Raw genomic sequence first — 14324 nt, 5'->3', positions numbered from 1 at the left:
ATAAACATACATAATCATCGTTTTCTTCTGATATCTTATATCCAGCACTTTTTAGTAATTTTATTTCTTTTTTAAAATTTTCAATTGAAGAATTTTCTCTATATATTTCGATTGTTTCCTTAATTATCACCCCAAGCCCCACCTTTATATAAAATATTGTTAATTATTTGTATTCAGTTGTTCTTTGTATACCTAAATAGCATATGTATATTAAAATCAAACTTCTCTTTTCATACTCATGTTTATATATCTATCTAAATTTCTACTGGCAATTATCACTTCTTTAGAACTCCGTCCATATATTTCAATTGATTTATGTAGATTTGCTCTAGCTTTTTCCATAGCTTGGTCAAACTTAGAAATAGCTTCATCTTTTTTCAAATTTAATTTCCTCATTTTCCCTCGTATATTATCTCCTTATTTTTCTTAAATTCTTACTACTTAATCAATTATATAGAGATATTTAATTTCTCACAAATTTAAAAAAGTTTAACCAAATCCACTTGAATTTAGTTAAACTTTTACCATATATTTCTATTAAGTTTTGCGGTGTTTTTTGTTACTTTTATTACTATTAATGTGCGTCTTGTGTATTTGTATGATATACATTATTTTGTGTCACGCTAGACACTATGCTATCTTTAGTATTCTTAGTACGTGTAGTTTTTGTTGAAGCAAACACAACATTTGTTAATAACATTGATGTTGCAAGAACTGCTAGCACAATTTTTTTCATAAACTCACCCCCTTCAATAGTTAAAGTAAGTCGACAAATCCTTTATTTAATATTGTAATATAGTAATAGAATTTGCGATAAAAAAAATTTTTTTTAAATTCCTTTAATCTGTTTTATTTTTTTTCTTGATTTCTTGCTAAAATATATGCTTTTTTCCTCATTTCGACCTCTATAATATTCTCCAATTTCTGCATAGATTAAAGAATAATCTATATTTAATTCTTTTGCTTTATCTGCTAATAGCATTAACTTCTCTTTATCTTCTTTTTTTATATAAATAAGCACCAAATCATAGAGTATTTTTTCAACTAAGCTTATATTCTCATTATCATTTTTCTCACATACTTCTAATGCCTGTAAAAGATACTTCTCAACATCTTCGTTTAAATTTTGTAATACTTTTGATGCAAAATATAGAGTTTCGGAAATATCCTCATTATTAGGATTATATAGTAAAGATTCTTTAATATGCATTGCAGCGTGCTTGTAATCTTTTTTATTAAAGTATAATTCAGATAAATTTCTATAAGCTTGAGCTATGAAGTCTTTATAATCATATTTCATAGCAATACTTAAAATTTCCTTATATTCTTTTTCTGCTTCGTCAAACTTATGATAATCATTCAAACAATTGGAATGATTCATTTTTGCCCTTAATAACATCTTATAATCATTAATTTCAAATTGCTTTAGTATTTTAAAACATTCTAAAGCCGTATCATACTCACATAGCTTTTTATATGTTAGCGCCTTATAATACAATATCATTATAGAAAGCTCATCATTCACTATACTATCATTTAATTTTTCAGCGTATCTTAATTGTTGTAATGCTTTAACATAATTCTCGGTAAATATATTATTTCTGGATTTATATATAAAAAAAGTCACTTCCTCCAAACTATTTTGAGAATTAATACTTATCTTTAATCCAATATCACACATAAAATCACTTTTAGCATACCTATGTTTATAGTAATAAAAATCAGCAGTTAATTTATACATCTCTATTTTATTATTATCTGTAATGTTATACTTTTCAATTAGTTCTTCAGCCTTCAATAATTTTCTATCAAATAAATTTATTTCTTTAATTTCTTTTAATTCATTCATAATGCTATTTGTGAAAATATAATTTGCTTGCTCATCTTCATCTTGCATAAGTTCCTCTGGCGTAATTAATTCAATCTTTATTCCTTTCTTTTTTGCAATTTTATTAAAATTTTTAGCAATTCCAGTAGCTAAATTTATCGTTAGATTCCGTTTATTATTTTCAATATTACTCAGCCAAATTGTTGTACAGATTCCGTCAGCGATTTCCTCTTGAGTTACTCCAAGTATATTTATTCTGTATTTCTTTATTCTTTCATATGGTGTCATAATCTCATTATTAAACATTTATGTTTTCCTCTCTCTCTTTACAGAGATGCTAAAAACTAAATGAAAAATTTTTACATTACGTAATTATATTCCATATCGTGGACAAACTCGCATAAATATACTATAATTACATTGCTTGCATTCAATTGTTAGCATTTCGTTATTCCCTGTAATGTCTGATATTAGCCTGTTAGCATTGCAGGGTATTTTATTCATTAATAAAATACAATTCAATTTTTAACATATATTTCTATATTCAATATATTACATTAATTTGGATTAATATTCAATAAGTCTCAAGTTATTCTTCGTATTAATAGAATTTGATTCTAATGTCAATATGTTTTTCCTTTTAAAATGAGTGCGATTTATTTACTTAATGGATAAATTGTATTTTTACCTTAATTTCGCTAAATCACATTTTAATGAAATAAAAGCCAATGACTTTAGATCATTGGCTTTTGATTTTTATATCCTATTTAATATAATTTTAAATTTTTACTACATTCTTCACAAACATGTATTCCTTTAAACTTTGGGATATTATCCATATCACCACAAAAAGTACAACCGGGAGAATATTTTTTAAGAATAAAGTATCATTTTCTATGAAAATTTCTAAAGAATCCCCCTTATTAATAAAAAGCGATTTCCTTGTTTCTTTACGAATTACTATTCTACCAAGTTCGTCAGCTTTTCTTACAATTCCTGTTGCTCTCATATTGTCATTCCTTTCCAATTCATATCTTGTAATATTACTATATAAGTTCCAAAAGTGAGTTGTAAGGCTGATATCTTTAAGTTATGGTAAATCAAAACCTATTCTGCTAAAACTTTAATGAATATAAAAAATATGATTTTCTTATATATCTAAATATATTATTAAAGCCTTCAAAATTAGTACTCCCAATGCTTTAGAATATTAAAAAGACTACTTAATTTTCACAGACAACAGTTGATATATTAAATGTATCTTTTTCACTTTTTATTGTCCTTTTAGAATGAATCGTTGCTGTTCTCTGAAATGGGCTGTCCATCCTTACAAAAAATACATTTTATTCAACAAATCTATTCGATATAATAAATAGGATTTATTATAGTTTTATGATCACTTACTGAATCTTTTGAAACAATAATATTGCTATTAGGTCCAATGAAATATGTTTTTTCTTGGTCGTTTATTTTTACTACCATTAAAAATCCTCTTGAATCAGTACGATCCCAAGTGTCAGTATGATTATTTTCCATTTTCCAAAAATCAGTTGATCCACTTTTGCCCCATTTATTAATTGCAACTTCAATTGGAACACCTGCATTATTGCTAACCTTAATTGCTGCAAAAGCTTTTGTACCAATTCCACAAAACATAAAACCTAATAAAAGAGAACAACTTACTATTAATCTTTTTATTTTCATTAAAACTCCTCCTTTTAGTTATAAAGTTATTCTATAATTTTACCATATTACCAAATTTATGAAAATAGTATAAATATCCAATAATTACTGGAGTATAAACCAAAATTTAGGTCCTACTAAATCACACTTTAGTAAATAAAAAAGCCATTACTTAATAGCAATGCCTTGATTTATTAATAAAAATTTTTTATATAAACTTATTGATTTTTATGTGATATAAATATTTTTTCTAAATTTTATAGACTTATTAAATAAAAAAGATGTTATTACCACCGGAATGGAAACAAAAAAATAATCCTTGTACCATTTGGCGCTAACCCAATAATATAATAAATTATATTTGATTCTGAAAAATACATAAAAACAACATTAAATATTATAAAAACTAGAGGTAACAATATCATATAAAGACTATTTTCAATAAAATTTTAATTAAATAGATTATATTCTAAATTTATAAAAAAGAAAAATTATAGTTTATTAGTACTCTTTTAACTTCCCTAAATGGTATTTTTGCAAAATTAAGAAAAGCACATGAATATATATCTGAATACAATCCACATCTATAATCCTTCAATTTAAAAGCTTCTGCTAGTTTCTAGGAATTCTGGATCCCTATTTCACATTCTCCCACAATTAGTATAACTGGTATATCTATATTAGTATCCTCTTTTACCTTACTATTAAAACATTTATATAGACTACCCCTTTCCCATAATTAAATAAATTCTCAGCGAAAAAATTCAAATTAAATTTATCATTATAATCCTTTATTACTACGGTATCATAATCTTTTAAATTCTTTTTATTTAACATTTTCTGTCAATATATATTGATAATATTGTAAAATTAACAACTTTATTGCTACTTCTTCTTTCTTTTAAATAGTAATAAGTTGAAAAATATTTTTTTTATAACTAATATAGGGGTTGTCCTAAAATACTTATCTATGTATTTTAGGACAACCCCCTTTATAATAATCTTCTCTATTCACCATATTTTTTAATATATTTTATCTGCACATCTATATTGGGATGTTTTTTACAAAACTGACTAATTACAAAGCAGCAGCTTGGACACGGCTCCCATTTACTATATAATATAAGATTTCCTTCATTATTTAATTCTTTAGCTTCTATTTGCTTATGTATTTCTTCAAATATCTTTTTTTCACTATCATTAACTCTATTATACCCTATCCCTAATTTACCTAATTTATTAACTTTGCTACTTTTAAAAAACGCATCATCTTCTGATGGTGCAATGCAATAATCACTTATATCATTACTTCCACTTATAGCTTTAAACTCCTTATTATCATATACTGCCACTGCAATATTAATAGAATCTTGTAGTGTTTCACTCTGATCTATATTAAATGTTGTTTTTTCATTCTTATGTACTGTCATATATTTGTTTATGTTTCTTCTCAAACGGCGTATTCTAGGTATGTTAGTAGTTAGATGATCATGATACTCAACAGTTCCTTTCTTAGCTTTTATATAAGAACAATTTATATCTCCAATTATTTCAATAGATATTGTTTTAGTTCTAGTCATAGAATTATATTTTTCTTGTGTAACTTCTTTTTTAATAAGGAGCATTTTCTTTAGCAGTTCAATATCTTTGGCATAAAGATATTCCTTATCTAGTTCATTTTCTATTCTTACTAACTTCTCTTTCTCTCTTTCATCTATCATTCTAGATACATTCCCTTTTATTTTTTCGATATCTTTTATAATATCTTCAACATTATCCTGAATTGTAGGTTCTCTTTCATATTCAATTCTATCTATATTTAGTCTTTTTACTCCACTTATCTTCTTACACAATTTATTATGTTCATCTTCAAATAACATTATCTTTTCTATATAATCTATAAAGTCTCTGACATCATCTGCTTTATAAGTAATTTCTGTATTACTAATACATCTATAAAGCCTATCTGTTACACTGTTATCTACTTCAAAAATTTTTGCAACTTTTTCTTTGAATTCTTCTTCATTAGATTCATCTATTTTATATCCTTCTCTTTCTAAGGCACACTTAAATGAATTTATATCATTAATTCTTATTCGTTCCTTCTTTTTCTTCCTCAACAGAGTATCTTTTTCTATCATTTTTACCTCTCATATTTATAGTTCACATCTTTCTACCATTAACTAATTTAACATATAGTTTAATTATGTACAAATCGAACACTTGTTCTTTTATTTCTCATGAGTTATACTTAACTTATAAAAATGTAAAGATTGGTGATGTAACATGGAATTAAGTGAAAAACTAAGGATTTTAACTGGTGCAGCTAAGTACGATGTGTCTTGTTCTTCTTCTGGCTCAAGTAGAAGTTCAAAAAAGGGAAGCATTGGCTCAACGGCTACAAGTGGTATATGCCACAGTTTTACTCCAGATGGAAGATGTATATCTCTACTTAAAATACTTTTAACAAATTATTGTATATATGATTGTTCATACTGTATTAATAGAAGATCTAACGATATTGAAAGGGCTTCTTTCACTGCTGAAGAAATTGTAAATATAACTATGAATTTTTATAGACGTAATTATATAGAAGGTTTATTCTTAAGTTCTTCAATTATCAAAAGTCCTAACTTTACTATGGAACTCCTTACAACAGTTGTTTACAAATTAAGAAATGAACATAATTTTAGAGGCTATATTCACTTAAAGGCAATTCCCGGAGCTGATGAAAATCTTATAAAAAAAGCTGGCTCATTAGTTGATAGAATGAGTGTAAATATAGAGTTACCTTCATCAAGTTCTCTTAAATTATTAGCCCCTGAAAAGAATAAGGATGATATTTTTAAGCCTATGGGAGATATCAAAAATAATATTATTGTAAGCAAATATGAACGTGCAAAATATAAAAATTCACCTATTTTTGTTCCTGGAGGTCAAAGCACTCAACTTATTGTTGGTGCTACAAAAGACAGCGATTTAAATATCTTAAACTTAACAGAAAACTTATATAACAAATTTGATCTAAGAAGAGTTTACTATTCAGCCTATATTCCTGTTAATAATGGTGAAAATCTTCCTGCTTTAAAAAATCCGCCAACCCTTAGAGAGCATAGACTCTATCAAGGTGACTGGTTACTCAGGGTTTATGGATTTAAGGCAAAGGAATTACTAAATGACAAGAATCCAAATTTCGATATTAACTTTGATCCTAAGACAACTTATGCTTTAAACAATATTGACCTATTTCCTGTAGAAATAAATAAAGCCCCTTATAACACGCTTATAAGAATTCCTGGCATTGGAATACGTGGTGCCCAAAAAATAGTAAGTGCACGTAAAATTAATTCACTAGACTTTTTTGATTTAAAAAAACTTGGAATAGTTATAAAGAGAGCTCAATATTTCATTACCTGCAAGGGTAAATATTATGGTTCAGTATCCTTTGACCATATGAAAATAAAAAAGGCTCTTACTCCTAAATTTGATTTAAATTTAATAGATGACGATGCAGAGCAATTAACCTTTTTTAATAACAATATGAATAATTTAATTCTTCCCATGAATTCTAAAAATAACAAATTACTTTTATTAACTGATAAATCCACTTCAATTACAGGTGAATTATAGGAGGCTTATTTTGAAAGAATATGTATATGATAATACTTTTGAAGGTTTATTTACTGCCATTTTCTATGCCTATAGCTTTAAAGAAGATAGCATAATAACTAAATCCAAAGACTATATCCCCTCATTTCTTAATGAAATCATAAATATTAAAACTGAATATGATAAATTTGAGAGAGTTTACAAAAGTATTATAGAAAAACTTAGTGACGATGTATTAAGAAATATTTATTACCTATATCTTAGTGATATTTCAGAATCAGATTCTCTCTCTTTAAAATACCTAAGGCTTTGCTATAGTATTGGAGTAAATATTAACTTGGCTAAGAATAATGATATTATAATTTCAGTTGATAAATATGTAAGAAAGGTTACTCATGAAGCTCATAGATTTACTGGATTCGTTAGGTTTAAAGAGGTAGGTCCATTAAGCTTTTACGCTTCTATTGAACCTGATCACAATATTTTACCTCTAATACTTAGTCATTTCACTAGAAGATTTTCTGATCAAAACTTTATAATTCATGATTTAAAAAGGGAACTTGCAATAGTATATAATAAAGACTCCGCTGTTATAACTGAATTGAAAAAGGAAAATTCTAAAATTCTTGTTTCCTCCAATAACGATGATGAATTTGAAGCACTTTGGAAGACTTTTTATAAAGCAGTTAACATAAAAGAACGTAAAAATCATAGATTGCGTAATCAACATATGCCTAAGAGATATTGGGATCACCTCACAGAACTTATATAAAAACAATAAGCAAAAAGGGCTGCACTAGACTCAGTTTCAAAAACTTCATTCTAATACAGCTCCTTCTTACTTTTCATTATAATCACTAATTATTACTTATATCAATCTCTTGAAAAAATTTATCTTCTTTTATATATGTATCTAAAGTTATATTTTTATATTGGCTCACGATATCTTTTAAGTTCCCCAAACCTAACCCTCTATTCTGACCTTTAGTTGAAAAACCATCTTTAAATAACTTACTGAGTGGAGGCATTTCTCCTTTGAAAGTGTTTATAACAACAATAATTACAGATTCTTTTTTCTTTATCAATCCTATATTAACTGTTTTTTCTTCACTTTCTAATGCTGCTTCAATAGCATTATCAAATATTATTCCTAAACATCTGCTTAATTCTATAATATCCATATTAATCTTAGTTATTGGCTCAATTACATCGATTATAATATCTAATCCTAATTCTTGAGCACGAATAACTTTTGCTGATATAAGACTTTTAATTTCAGATATTTCTATATTTTTCAACAAACCTAACTTATAATTATTCCTATTTATTTTTCTATTTAACGGATATATATGCTCATTGAAATAGCCTTCTAGAGCATCGATATCTCTATCTTCAATAAATCCCCCCATAGTTGAAATCATATTTATATAGTCATGCCTAAATTTACGCATATCCATATACAATTGCTCCAAGTTTTCAGTATATTCTCGAAGCTTGTCCATTTCCATTTGTTTATATCTAAATTTCTCTTCTTTTCTCATTATTAAAAATATTGAAATACAGATACAAACCATTATAAACCCATATACTGTAAACACAGCGCCATTTACTTCTGTCAAATAAACAGGATTAGAAGATTTGTTCCAATTTATATTTACATAAAATAATATAAAAGTTGCTAATAATATTATATATACTAAAGCAAAATGTTTAGAATTATAACTGTTAACTATAAATCTCTTATACTTTACAAACAATTTTCCTACAAATTTGCTAATAGGAAATAATACTAATGCTATGATAGTACAAGCTATATAATATCCTACTCCAGTTTCTAGAAATTTATCTGACATCAACTTTATAGTAAGAGTTCCAATAAAACTATCTACTACTACTATGGTCAATGTTATAACTATTCCCAAAACTAAACTTTCTTTTACTTTATGACATTTTTTGTAAACAAAAAACATTGGAATAATATATGAAGATACTGAAGCAAATTTAGAATTAAATAAAAATATCGTCATATAAGTTACTACAATCAAAAGCATCATAACAATATATTCCTTAACCTTAAGCTTATAAGGATTAATATTTACAAATGCTATTAATAGCGCAATTACAGAAATTATAATTGAAGTTAATATATTAATACTATACATTACATTTCCTCCTTACATACTTCTCTATATCAGTATAAATCAAACTTAATTTACAATAAATAAAAAAATATATATTATGGAAACTTTTCTATAATCGCACTATCCTTTTAATCAATCCATCTCTAAACAACTTCATATTTTTTGTAATTATTATAACTTGCCTTAAATAACTTATAACTCCAAGGTAAAACGCTTAAAGTTTCAAGAATTAATGCAAACATTGTTAAATTAAATATATTCTTGTTTAGTAATAACAAATTTATTAGTATTAAAATAGATGACATTATTGTTGTTTGAATTTTAAGCTTTTTTCTATGTTTTGCACCTAAAATAGGACGTTTTTCTGTATCAGCTGGAGAATACTTGCATAAAAGCACTGCACAAATAACACATATAATGCAAGCTAAAGAACAATTTATAGGATACTTCACAGAAATATATGAAGCTCCAATATAAGATGTTAAAGTAATAGCCATGCATGCTAAGTTGTTTTTACAATGCACACCTGCTGCTGTACATCTTATTGATGCAAACATAATAAAAAATAATAAAGCTTCTTTTATGACTCCAATATAAAATGCTACAACAAATACTACTACAAATTCAAGTACATTAAACATTATAACCATAATCCCTAAATATAGCTTTTCTAATTGTAGCGGATCTAAATTTAACTTTTTCTTAAAATAATTAAACATTCTCATACATATAAAATTACAAGGATTAAAATTTCGTAATAATTCTTTCATCTAATGACTTCCTTATTTTTCATCTGAATTTGTATTTTCTAATAAACTAAGAGATACCTCAGGTTCATAATAATTTAAAATTATTGAATATTCCTTTGCATGTACATCTCCTATCTTCATAAAAGTTTCAGCTATCTTTCCTGTTAATGTTGATTTAGAATTATTGTTCATATTATAAAACCACCTTTTTAAAATATTTATTTTATATTTTTAGTATAGCTCGTCTTTTCATCTTTAAATAAAAACAGTAAAAACGTATACACTTTATATAAAAAACGTAATTATTTAACACAAAAATGTAATATCTGCGCATTTTTTAATAAAATCTTCAAATTATATACATACATTGTGTTAAAATATTGTAGTATACTAAAATATATGATGTTTTGTTAAATTATAGGACTGGGTGGGATAAAAATGCTAAAAATTTTTATATGTGAAGATGATAAAATCGAAAAAGAAAGGCTCGAAAAAATTATAAAGAACATTTTAATTATAGAAAACTATGATATGGATATAGAACTAAGTACTAATGATCCTTTTAAAATAATAGATTATTTAAAATCTATTAGTGTTTCCGGACTATACTTTTTAGATGTTAACTTGCATTCTAAAATTAACGGAATCCAACTAGCTGAAAAAATAAGAGAATTTGATCCTAGAGGATTCATAGTTTTTATAACTACTCATGCAGAAATGAGCTATTTAACCTTTCTTTATAAAGTTGAAGCCATGGATTATATAATAAAAGATAATTATAACAATGTTGCCCAAAGGATAAGGGACTGCATAATTAATTCCAATAGTAGATACACATGTAAATCTCCGACCATTCAGGAGGTATTCTCCATAAGAGTTAATGATAAAATAATTAACGTTGATTTTAATGACATAATTTTTTTCGAAACTTCCTCAACTATTCATAAAATCACATTACATTCTACCAGTAGATTGATTGAGTTTTATGGAAAAATGAAAGAAGTAGAAAATATGCTCTCTGATAATTTTTGTAGATGCCACAATTCATTTATAATTAATAAAAATAAAATTAAAGAAATAGATAAGAAAAATCGCATTGTGTATATGATAAATGATGAAGAATGTCTTATCTCAACCCGCGGCATAAAAAAATTATTATCTAAATAAGTACTTAATTCCCTATTGCTAGTACTTCATGAAATATTAAGAAGCCCCGACACTTATTTGGGGTTTCTAATGATAAAATATTTTCTAATATCAATCTTGATTTATAAATATACAATAATCACAAGTGAATTCTTTTCCGACATCTAAAGAAATTACTCCTGGTTTCTCTCTATAATCTCCATTAAAATCAACAGGATCAGCATGTCCAACCCAAGGTTCAATGCATATAAGAGGAGCTTCATTTGGCTTTGACCATATTCCAAGGTAAGGAAACCCTTCAAAGTTCACAGAAATACTCTTACCATTCCTAGCACTTTTTAAAGTTACCTCATTGGAATTTAAATTCTCGAATATTAATGCATCTTGGATAAATAAGTTTTTAGATAATTTTAAAATGTTTGTATTATCTAAAACAAGTTCACTTTCTCCTGTAAATAGAAGAGACTCTTTATCAAGTAATTCTCTTCTGGCATTTTCATTCTTATTAAACTCTAAATAGTAGTCTTCAAAATCTTCTCCTTTAATTAAAGGACAATTAAACCCTGGATGTGCCCCTATAGTAAAGTAAATTTTTTCATTATCTATATTTTTAACCTTACACGTTACTTTTAACATATTTTTATATAACTTATATTCAATATCTAATTGAAATTTATAGGGATACTTTTTTAAACTTTCCTCACTACTTACTAATCTGTACACAATAGTATTATCTTTATTCTCTAATAGATCAAATTCATAGTCTCTTGCAAATCCATGTTGCCCAAGCTCAAATTCCTTTTCTTCAACCCTATATTTATTATCTTTAACTCTTCCTACTATAGGAAATAATATAGGTGCATGCCTACCCCAGTATTTTGAATCAGCTGTCCATAAATACTCTACATTGTCCTTCTTTCCCTTTATACTTATAAGCTCTCCCCCATGACTTGATGATAAAACTTCTAAAAACTCATTTTCAAATTTTACAATCATAATTTTCTCCTATCCATTTGGGTAATTTTTACAATATAAATATTATAGCATAACTATTTAAAAATGCTATTCTTAAATTATATATTAACCTACCTTATGTTTACTGACATAGATATTATCAAATCGCTTAGTTCTAAGTAAAATTAAAAGCGCCACTATAAATGCAGTAGCACATATCATGAATATCATATAGCTATTACCATATTCATATACAACGCCAAAAATATATCCGAAGAAAGCTTTACCTATGGATGTAGATGCATTAAATAAAGTAATTGCAGTACCCAACATTGCTGTATTAACAGAATTTCTAATATAAGTTAGACTACCAACTGTAGAAATTGAAACTCCTAAACAATGAAAAATACTTGCTGCTAAGAATGCATAGGAATTGCTAGTTACTGAGTAGATTCCAAATCTTAATATCATTGAAAATACAACTAAAACATAATATTTTTTAAATCCTATTTTTTTAATTATCTTAATAGCTATCATTAGGAATACTACTTCAGGCAACACTGTGATAAAAGTCATCCAGCTGATTAAAGATTCAGAACCTCCTAAGGTAGATACTAAATGATTTCCCGCATAATTAGTTGAAGAATCAACAATCACTGTTGTTAATATAGTAATCCCTAAAATAAATCTGTAATTTTTATTAGTTATTAATTCTTTGAGGTTTCCTTGTTTTACTTTATCCTCTTTATCTTTGTCTTCTCTTGAATTCTTAGGGAAACTAAAGGTAATTGGCAACGCGATAATTAATAGCCAAGCGTAGCTAATAAATAGTGGCCCATCTAACCCAATCTTATCTGCCAAAAAACCAACAACCATACTAGATAACATATATCCTAAAGATCCCATTGCCCTAATAGAACCATAATTACCACCAATCTTATGACAATAGCTAGTAGCTAAAGTATCTGACATAGGTGTGGTACCTAAACGTAACATCTCTAATCCTATTGCACATAAAATTATTCCTAAATAGGTTGATGCATTGTAATATAAAACAACCATTACTAATGCGCCACCAAGAGAATTTTTCAACAAAGCATTATAACCTTTAGTCTTATCTCCAATTATCCCCCATATAGGAGTAACACAAAATCCAAATATTAAACTTAATGCTGTAATCACTCCAATTTGAGAACCACTTAACTTAGCACTTTTCTCTAAATATACATTTATATATGGCATAAATGACCCTATTGCTCCATAATATATTAGATAAAATAGCTTAAATTTAAAACTGTAGCTATCTTTCATTATTTTTACTCCTTTTATTCACTTTAATAGTCCTAGACCATAAAATAAGTTCAATTCTAGATTTAAAATATAACGCTAAATATTATTTTTTCAAATATTTATAACTAATTACATTTTAATACTCACCATAACATCATATCACCTTATTTAATATCATGTCTAGCTAGGTAGGATCTATTTTATATACATCATTAATCTATAAAAATACAACTTTCTAATCCATTATGCCACATAGTTATGTACTAATTGCTTCATCTAAGTGTATATGCTATCCTTTCCTTGAAAGGAGTAAATTTATGAGAGTAACAATAATTGAGGATCCTTTAATTGAAGATACAGATATAAAAATCATATGCAAAAAAACCTTCTTTTATAGAACACTTAGCTGCAGCCATAACTGAAAATCAAGTGTCTATAAATGGCAGAATAAACAATTAATATACACAAGTTTATATAAATGACCTTTCCCCTATAAAATAGACAGCACAAACTCGTAATATCTAACTTATGCGCATAATATCATAATATTAAAAAATCTATGCTGCTTTTGATGCTTCCTTTGAATTATTATAATATTGTTCTGGTGTTATATAACCATTTGAAGCATGTATTCTTTCTCTGTTATAAAATATCTCAACATACTCAAATACCACAGCACCAGCTTCGTCACGTGTTTTAAATTGTTTCTCATAAAGCCATTCACATTTCATTTTACCCCAAAATGATTCCATAGGAGCATTATCCCAGCAGTTACCTTTTCGTGACACACTTCAAACAAAACCATACTTTTTTATTAAATTATGGTAATCACTTGAGCAATAATCGATTAAGAAAAAGGGATTGCTCCCTTTCCCTCATCTAAGAACCGTACGTGAGAGTTTCCCGCTCATACGGCTCAAGCAT

Annotated in this window: 13 protein-coding genes and 2 pseudogenes; 3 read left to right on the top strand and 12 right to left on the bottom strand. The window is 26.6% G+C overall.

Annotated elements, in window-relative coordinates; genetic code table 11:
• Positions 1-216 precede the first annotated feature (216 nt).
• The 6 genes and pseudogenes from FAY47_RS17640 to FAY47_RS17620 all read right to left on the bottom strand — a co-directional run bounded on the left by FAY47_RS17640 (position 217) and on the right by FAY47_RS17620 (position 5652).
• A complete protein-coding gene (locus FAY47_RS17640) occupies positions 217-396 on the bottom strand; it encodes an aspartyl-phosphate phosphatase Spo0E family protein (RefSeq protein WP_143318246.1) in 180 nt (59 codons plus the stop codon).
• Between the two features lie 178 nt (positions 397-574).
• Positions 575-736 (bottom strand): hypothetical protein, encoded by a 162-nt coding sequence (locus FAY47_RS20455; protein ID WP_185966886.1) that lies wholly within the window; start codon positions 734-736, stop codon positions 575-577.
• 93 nt (positions 737-829) lie between these two features.
• On the bottom strand, positions 830-2134 hold the full coding sequence (locus FAY47_RS17635; RefSeq protein WP_143318245.1) for a helix-turn-helix transcriptional regulator: 1305 nt from the start codon (positions 2132-2134) through the stop codon (positions 830-832).
• A gap of 461 nt (positions 2135-2595) precedes the next feature.
• Positions 2596-2837: pseudogene (locus tag FAY47_RS17630) on the bottom strand (AbrB/MazE/SpoVT family DNA-binding domain-containing protein).
• Positions 2838-3184: 347 nt separating this feature from the next.
• Positions 3185-3532: a hypothetical protein gene (locus FAY47_RS17625; RefSeq protein WP_143318244.1), complete on the bottom strand. Its 348-nt coding sequence runs from the start codon at positions 3530-3532 to the stop codon at positions 3185-3187.
• Between the two features lie 986 nt (positions 3533-4518).
• Entirely contained in the window at positions 4519-5652 is a 1134-nt protein-coding gene (locus FAY47_RS17620) for a deaminase domain-containing protein (RefSeq protein WP_143318243.1), read from the bottom strand.
• 145 nt (positions 5653-5797) lie between these two features.
• On the opposite strand from FAY47_RS17620, the gene FAY47_RS17615 reads away from it, so the two are divergent.
• Both FAY47_RS17615 and FAY47_RS17610 read left to right on the top strand, forming a co-directional pair.
• Positions 5798-7141 carry a putative DNA modification/repair radical SAM protein gene (locus FAY47_RS17615; RefSeq protein ID WP_143318242.1) on the top strand — a complete coding sequence of 448 codons (1344 nt, stop codon included), beginning with the start codon at positions 5798-5800 and terminating at the stop codon, positions 7139-7141.
• A 10-nt stretch (positions 7142-7151) separates the two neighbouring features.
• A complete protein-coding gene (locus tag FAY47_RS17610; protein ID WP_143318241.1) occupies positions 7152-7892 on the top strand; it encodes a TIGR03915 family putative DNA repair protein in 741 nt (246 codons plus the stop codon).
• 85 nt (positions 7893-7977) lie between these two features.
• On the opposite strand, the gene FAY47_RS17605 is transcribed toward FAY47_RS17610, so the two are convergent.
• The 3 genes from FAY47_RS17605 to FAY47_RS20450 all read right to left on the bottom strand — a co-directional run bounded on the left by FAY47_RS17605 (position 7978) and on the right by FAY47_RS20450 (position 10202).
• Positions 7978-9282, bottom strand: a complete 1305-nt coding sequence (locus FAY47_RS17605; protein WP_143318240.1) for a GHKL domain-containing protein — start codon at positions 9280-9282, stop codon at positions 7978-7980.
• A gap of 122 nt (positions 9283-9404) precedes the next feature.
• On the bottom strand, positions 9405-10031 hold the full coding sequence (locus FAY47_RS17600; RefSeq protein ID WP_143318239.1) for an accessory gene regulator B family protein: 627 nt from the start codon (positions 10029-10031) through the stop codon (positions 9405-9407).
• A 12-nt stretch (positions 10032-10043) separates the two neighbouring features.
• The gene (locus tag FAY47_RS20450) at positions 10044-10202 is read right to left on the bottom strand and encodes a hypothetical protein (RefSeq protein WP_185966885.1); all 159 of its coding nucleotides are present in this window, start codon (positions 10200-10202) and stop codon (positions 10044-10046) included.
• Between the two features lie 246 nt (positions 10203-10448).
• Between FAY47_RS20450 and FAY47_RS17595 the strand changes: the two genes are divergently transcribed.
• Complete coding sequence (locus FAY47_RS17595; RefSeq protein WP_143318238.1) at positions 10449-11177, top strand: LytTR family DNA-binding domain-containing protein; 729 nt, start codon at positions 10449-10451, stop codon at positions 11175-11177.
• Positions 11178-11267: 90 nt separating this feature from the next.
• Here the strand turns inward: FAY47_RS17595 and FAY47_RS17590 are convergent, their stop codons facing one another.
• The 3 genes and pseudogenes from FAY47_RS17590 to FAY47_RS17580 form a co-directional block, all read right to left on the bottom strand.
• Positions 11268-12152, bottom strand: a complete 885-nt coding sequence (locus tag FAY47_RS17590) for an aldose 1-epimerase family protein (RefSeq protein ID WP_143318237.1) — start codon at positions 12150-12152, stop codon at positions 11268-11270.
• Between the two features lie 84 nt (positions 12153-12236).
• Positions 12237-13421 (bottom strand): MFS transporter, encoded by a 1185-nt coding sequence (locus FAY47_RS17585; protein WP_143318236.1) that lies wholly within the window; start codon positions 13419-13421, stop codon positions 12237-12239.
• Positions 13422-13957: 536 nt separating this feature from the next.
• Positions 13958-14215 (bottom strand): annotated as a pseudogene (locus FAY47_RS17580) (IS3 family transposase); the annotation flags it as partial.
• Positions 14216-14324 lie beyond the last annotated feature (109 nt).

Source organism: Clostridium sp. HBUAS56017, from assembly GCF_007115085.1.
Taxonomy (GTDB): Bacteria; Bacillota; Clostridia; order Clostridiales; family Clostridiaceae; genus Clostridium; species Clostridium cibarium.
The sequence above is the reverse complement of the archived record's forward strand: the minus strand, read 5'-3'. Positions and strand labels throughout refer to the sequence as shown.

Bases quoted from the DNA above. Each gene is read 5' to 3' on its own strand.
- FAY47_RS17590 (WP_143318237.1), bottom strand. From the start codon at position 12,152: ATGATTGTAAAATTTGAAAATGAGTTTTTAGAAGTTTTATCATCAAGT.
- FAY47_RS17635 (WP_143318245.1), bottom strand. From the start codon at position 2,134: ATGTTTAATAATGAGATTATGACACCATATGAAAGAATAAAGAAATAC.
- FAY47_RS17605 (WP_143318240.1), bottom strand. From the start codon at position 9,282: ATGTATAGTATTAATATATTAACTTCAATTATAATTTCTGTAATTGCG.
- FAY47_RS17640 (WP_143318246.1), bottom strand. From the start codon at position 396: ATGAGGAAATTAAATTTGAAAAAAGATGAAGCTATTTCTAAGTTTGAC.
- FAY47_RS17615 (WP_143318242.1), top strand. From the start codon at position 5,798: ATGGAATTAAGTGAAAAACTAAGGATTTTAACTGGTGCAGCTAAGTAC.
- FAY47_RS17625 (WP_143318244.1), bottom strand. From the start codon at position 3,532: ATGAAAATAAAAAGATTAATAGTAAGTTGTTCTCTTTTATTAGGTTTT.
- FAY47_RS17585 (WP_143318236.1), bottom strand. From the start codon at position 13,421: ATGAAAGATAGCTACAGTTTTAAATTTAAGCTATTTTATCTAATATAT.
- FAY47_RS17600 (WP_143318239.1), bottom strand. From the start codon at position 10,031: ATGAAAGAATTATTACGAAATTTTAATCCTTGTAATTTTATATGTATG.
- FAY47_RS20455 (WP_185966886.1), bottom strand. From the start codon at position 736: ATGAAAAAAATTGTGCTAGCAGTTCTTGCAACATCAATGTTATTAACA.
- FAY47_RS20450 (WP_185966885.1), bottom strand. From the start codon at position 10,202: ATGAACAATAATTCTAAATCAACATTAACAGGAAAGATAGCTGAAACT.
- FAY47_RS17595 (WP_143318238.1), top strand. From the start codon at position 10,449: ATGCTAAAAATTTTTATATGTGAAGATGATAAAATCGAAAAAGAAAGG.
- FAY47_RS17620 (WP_143318243.1), bottom strand. From the start codon at position 5,652: ATGATAGAAAAAGATACTCTGTTGAGGAAGAAAAAGAAGGAACGAATA.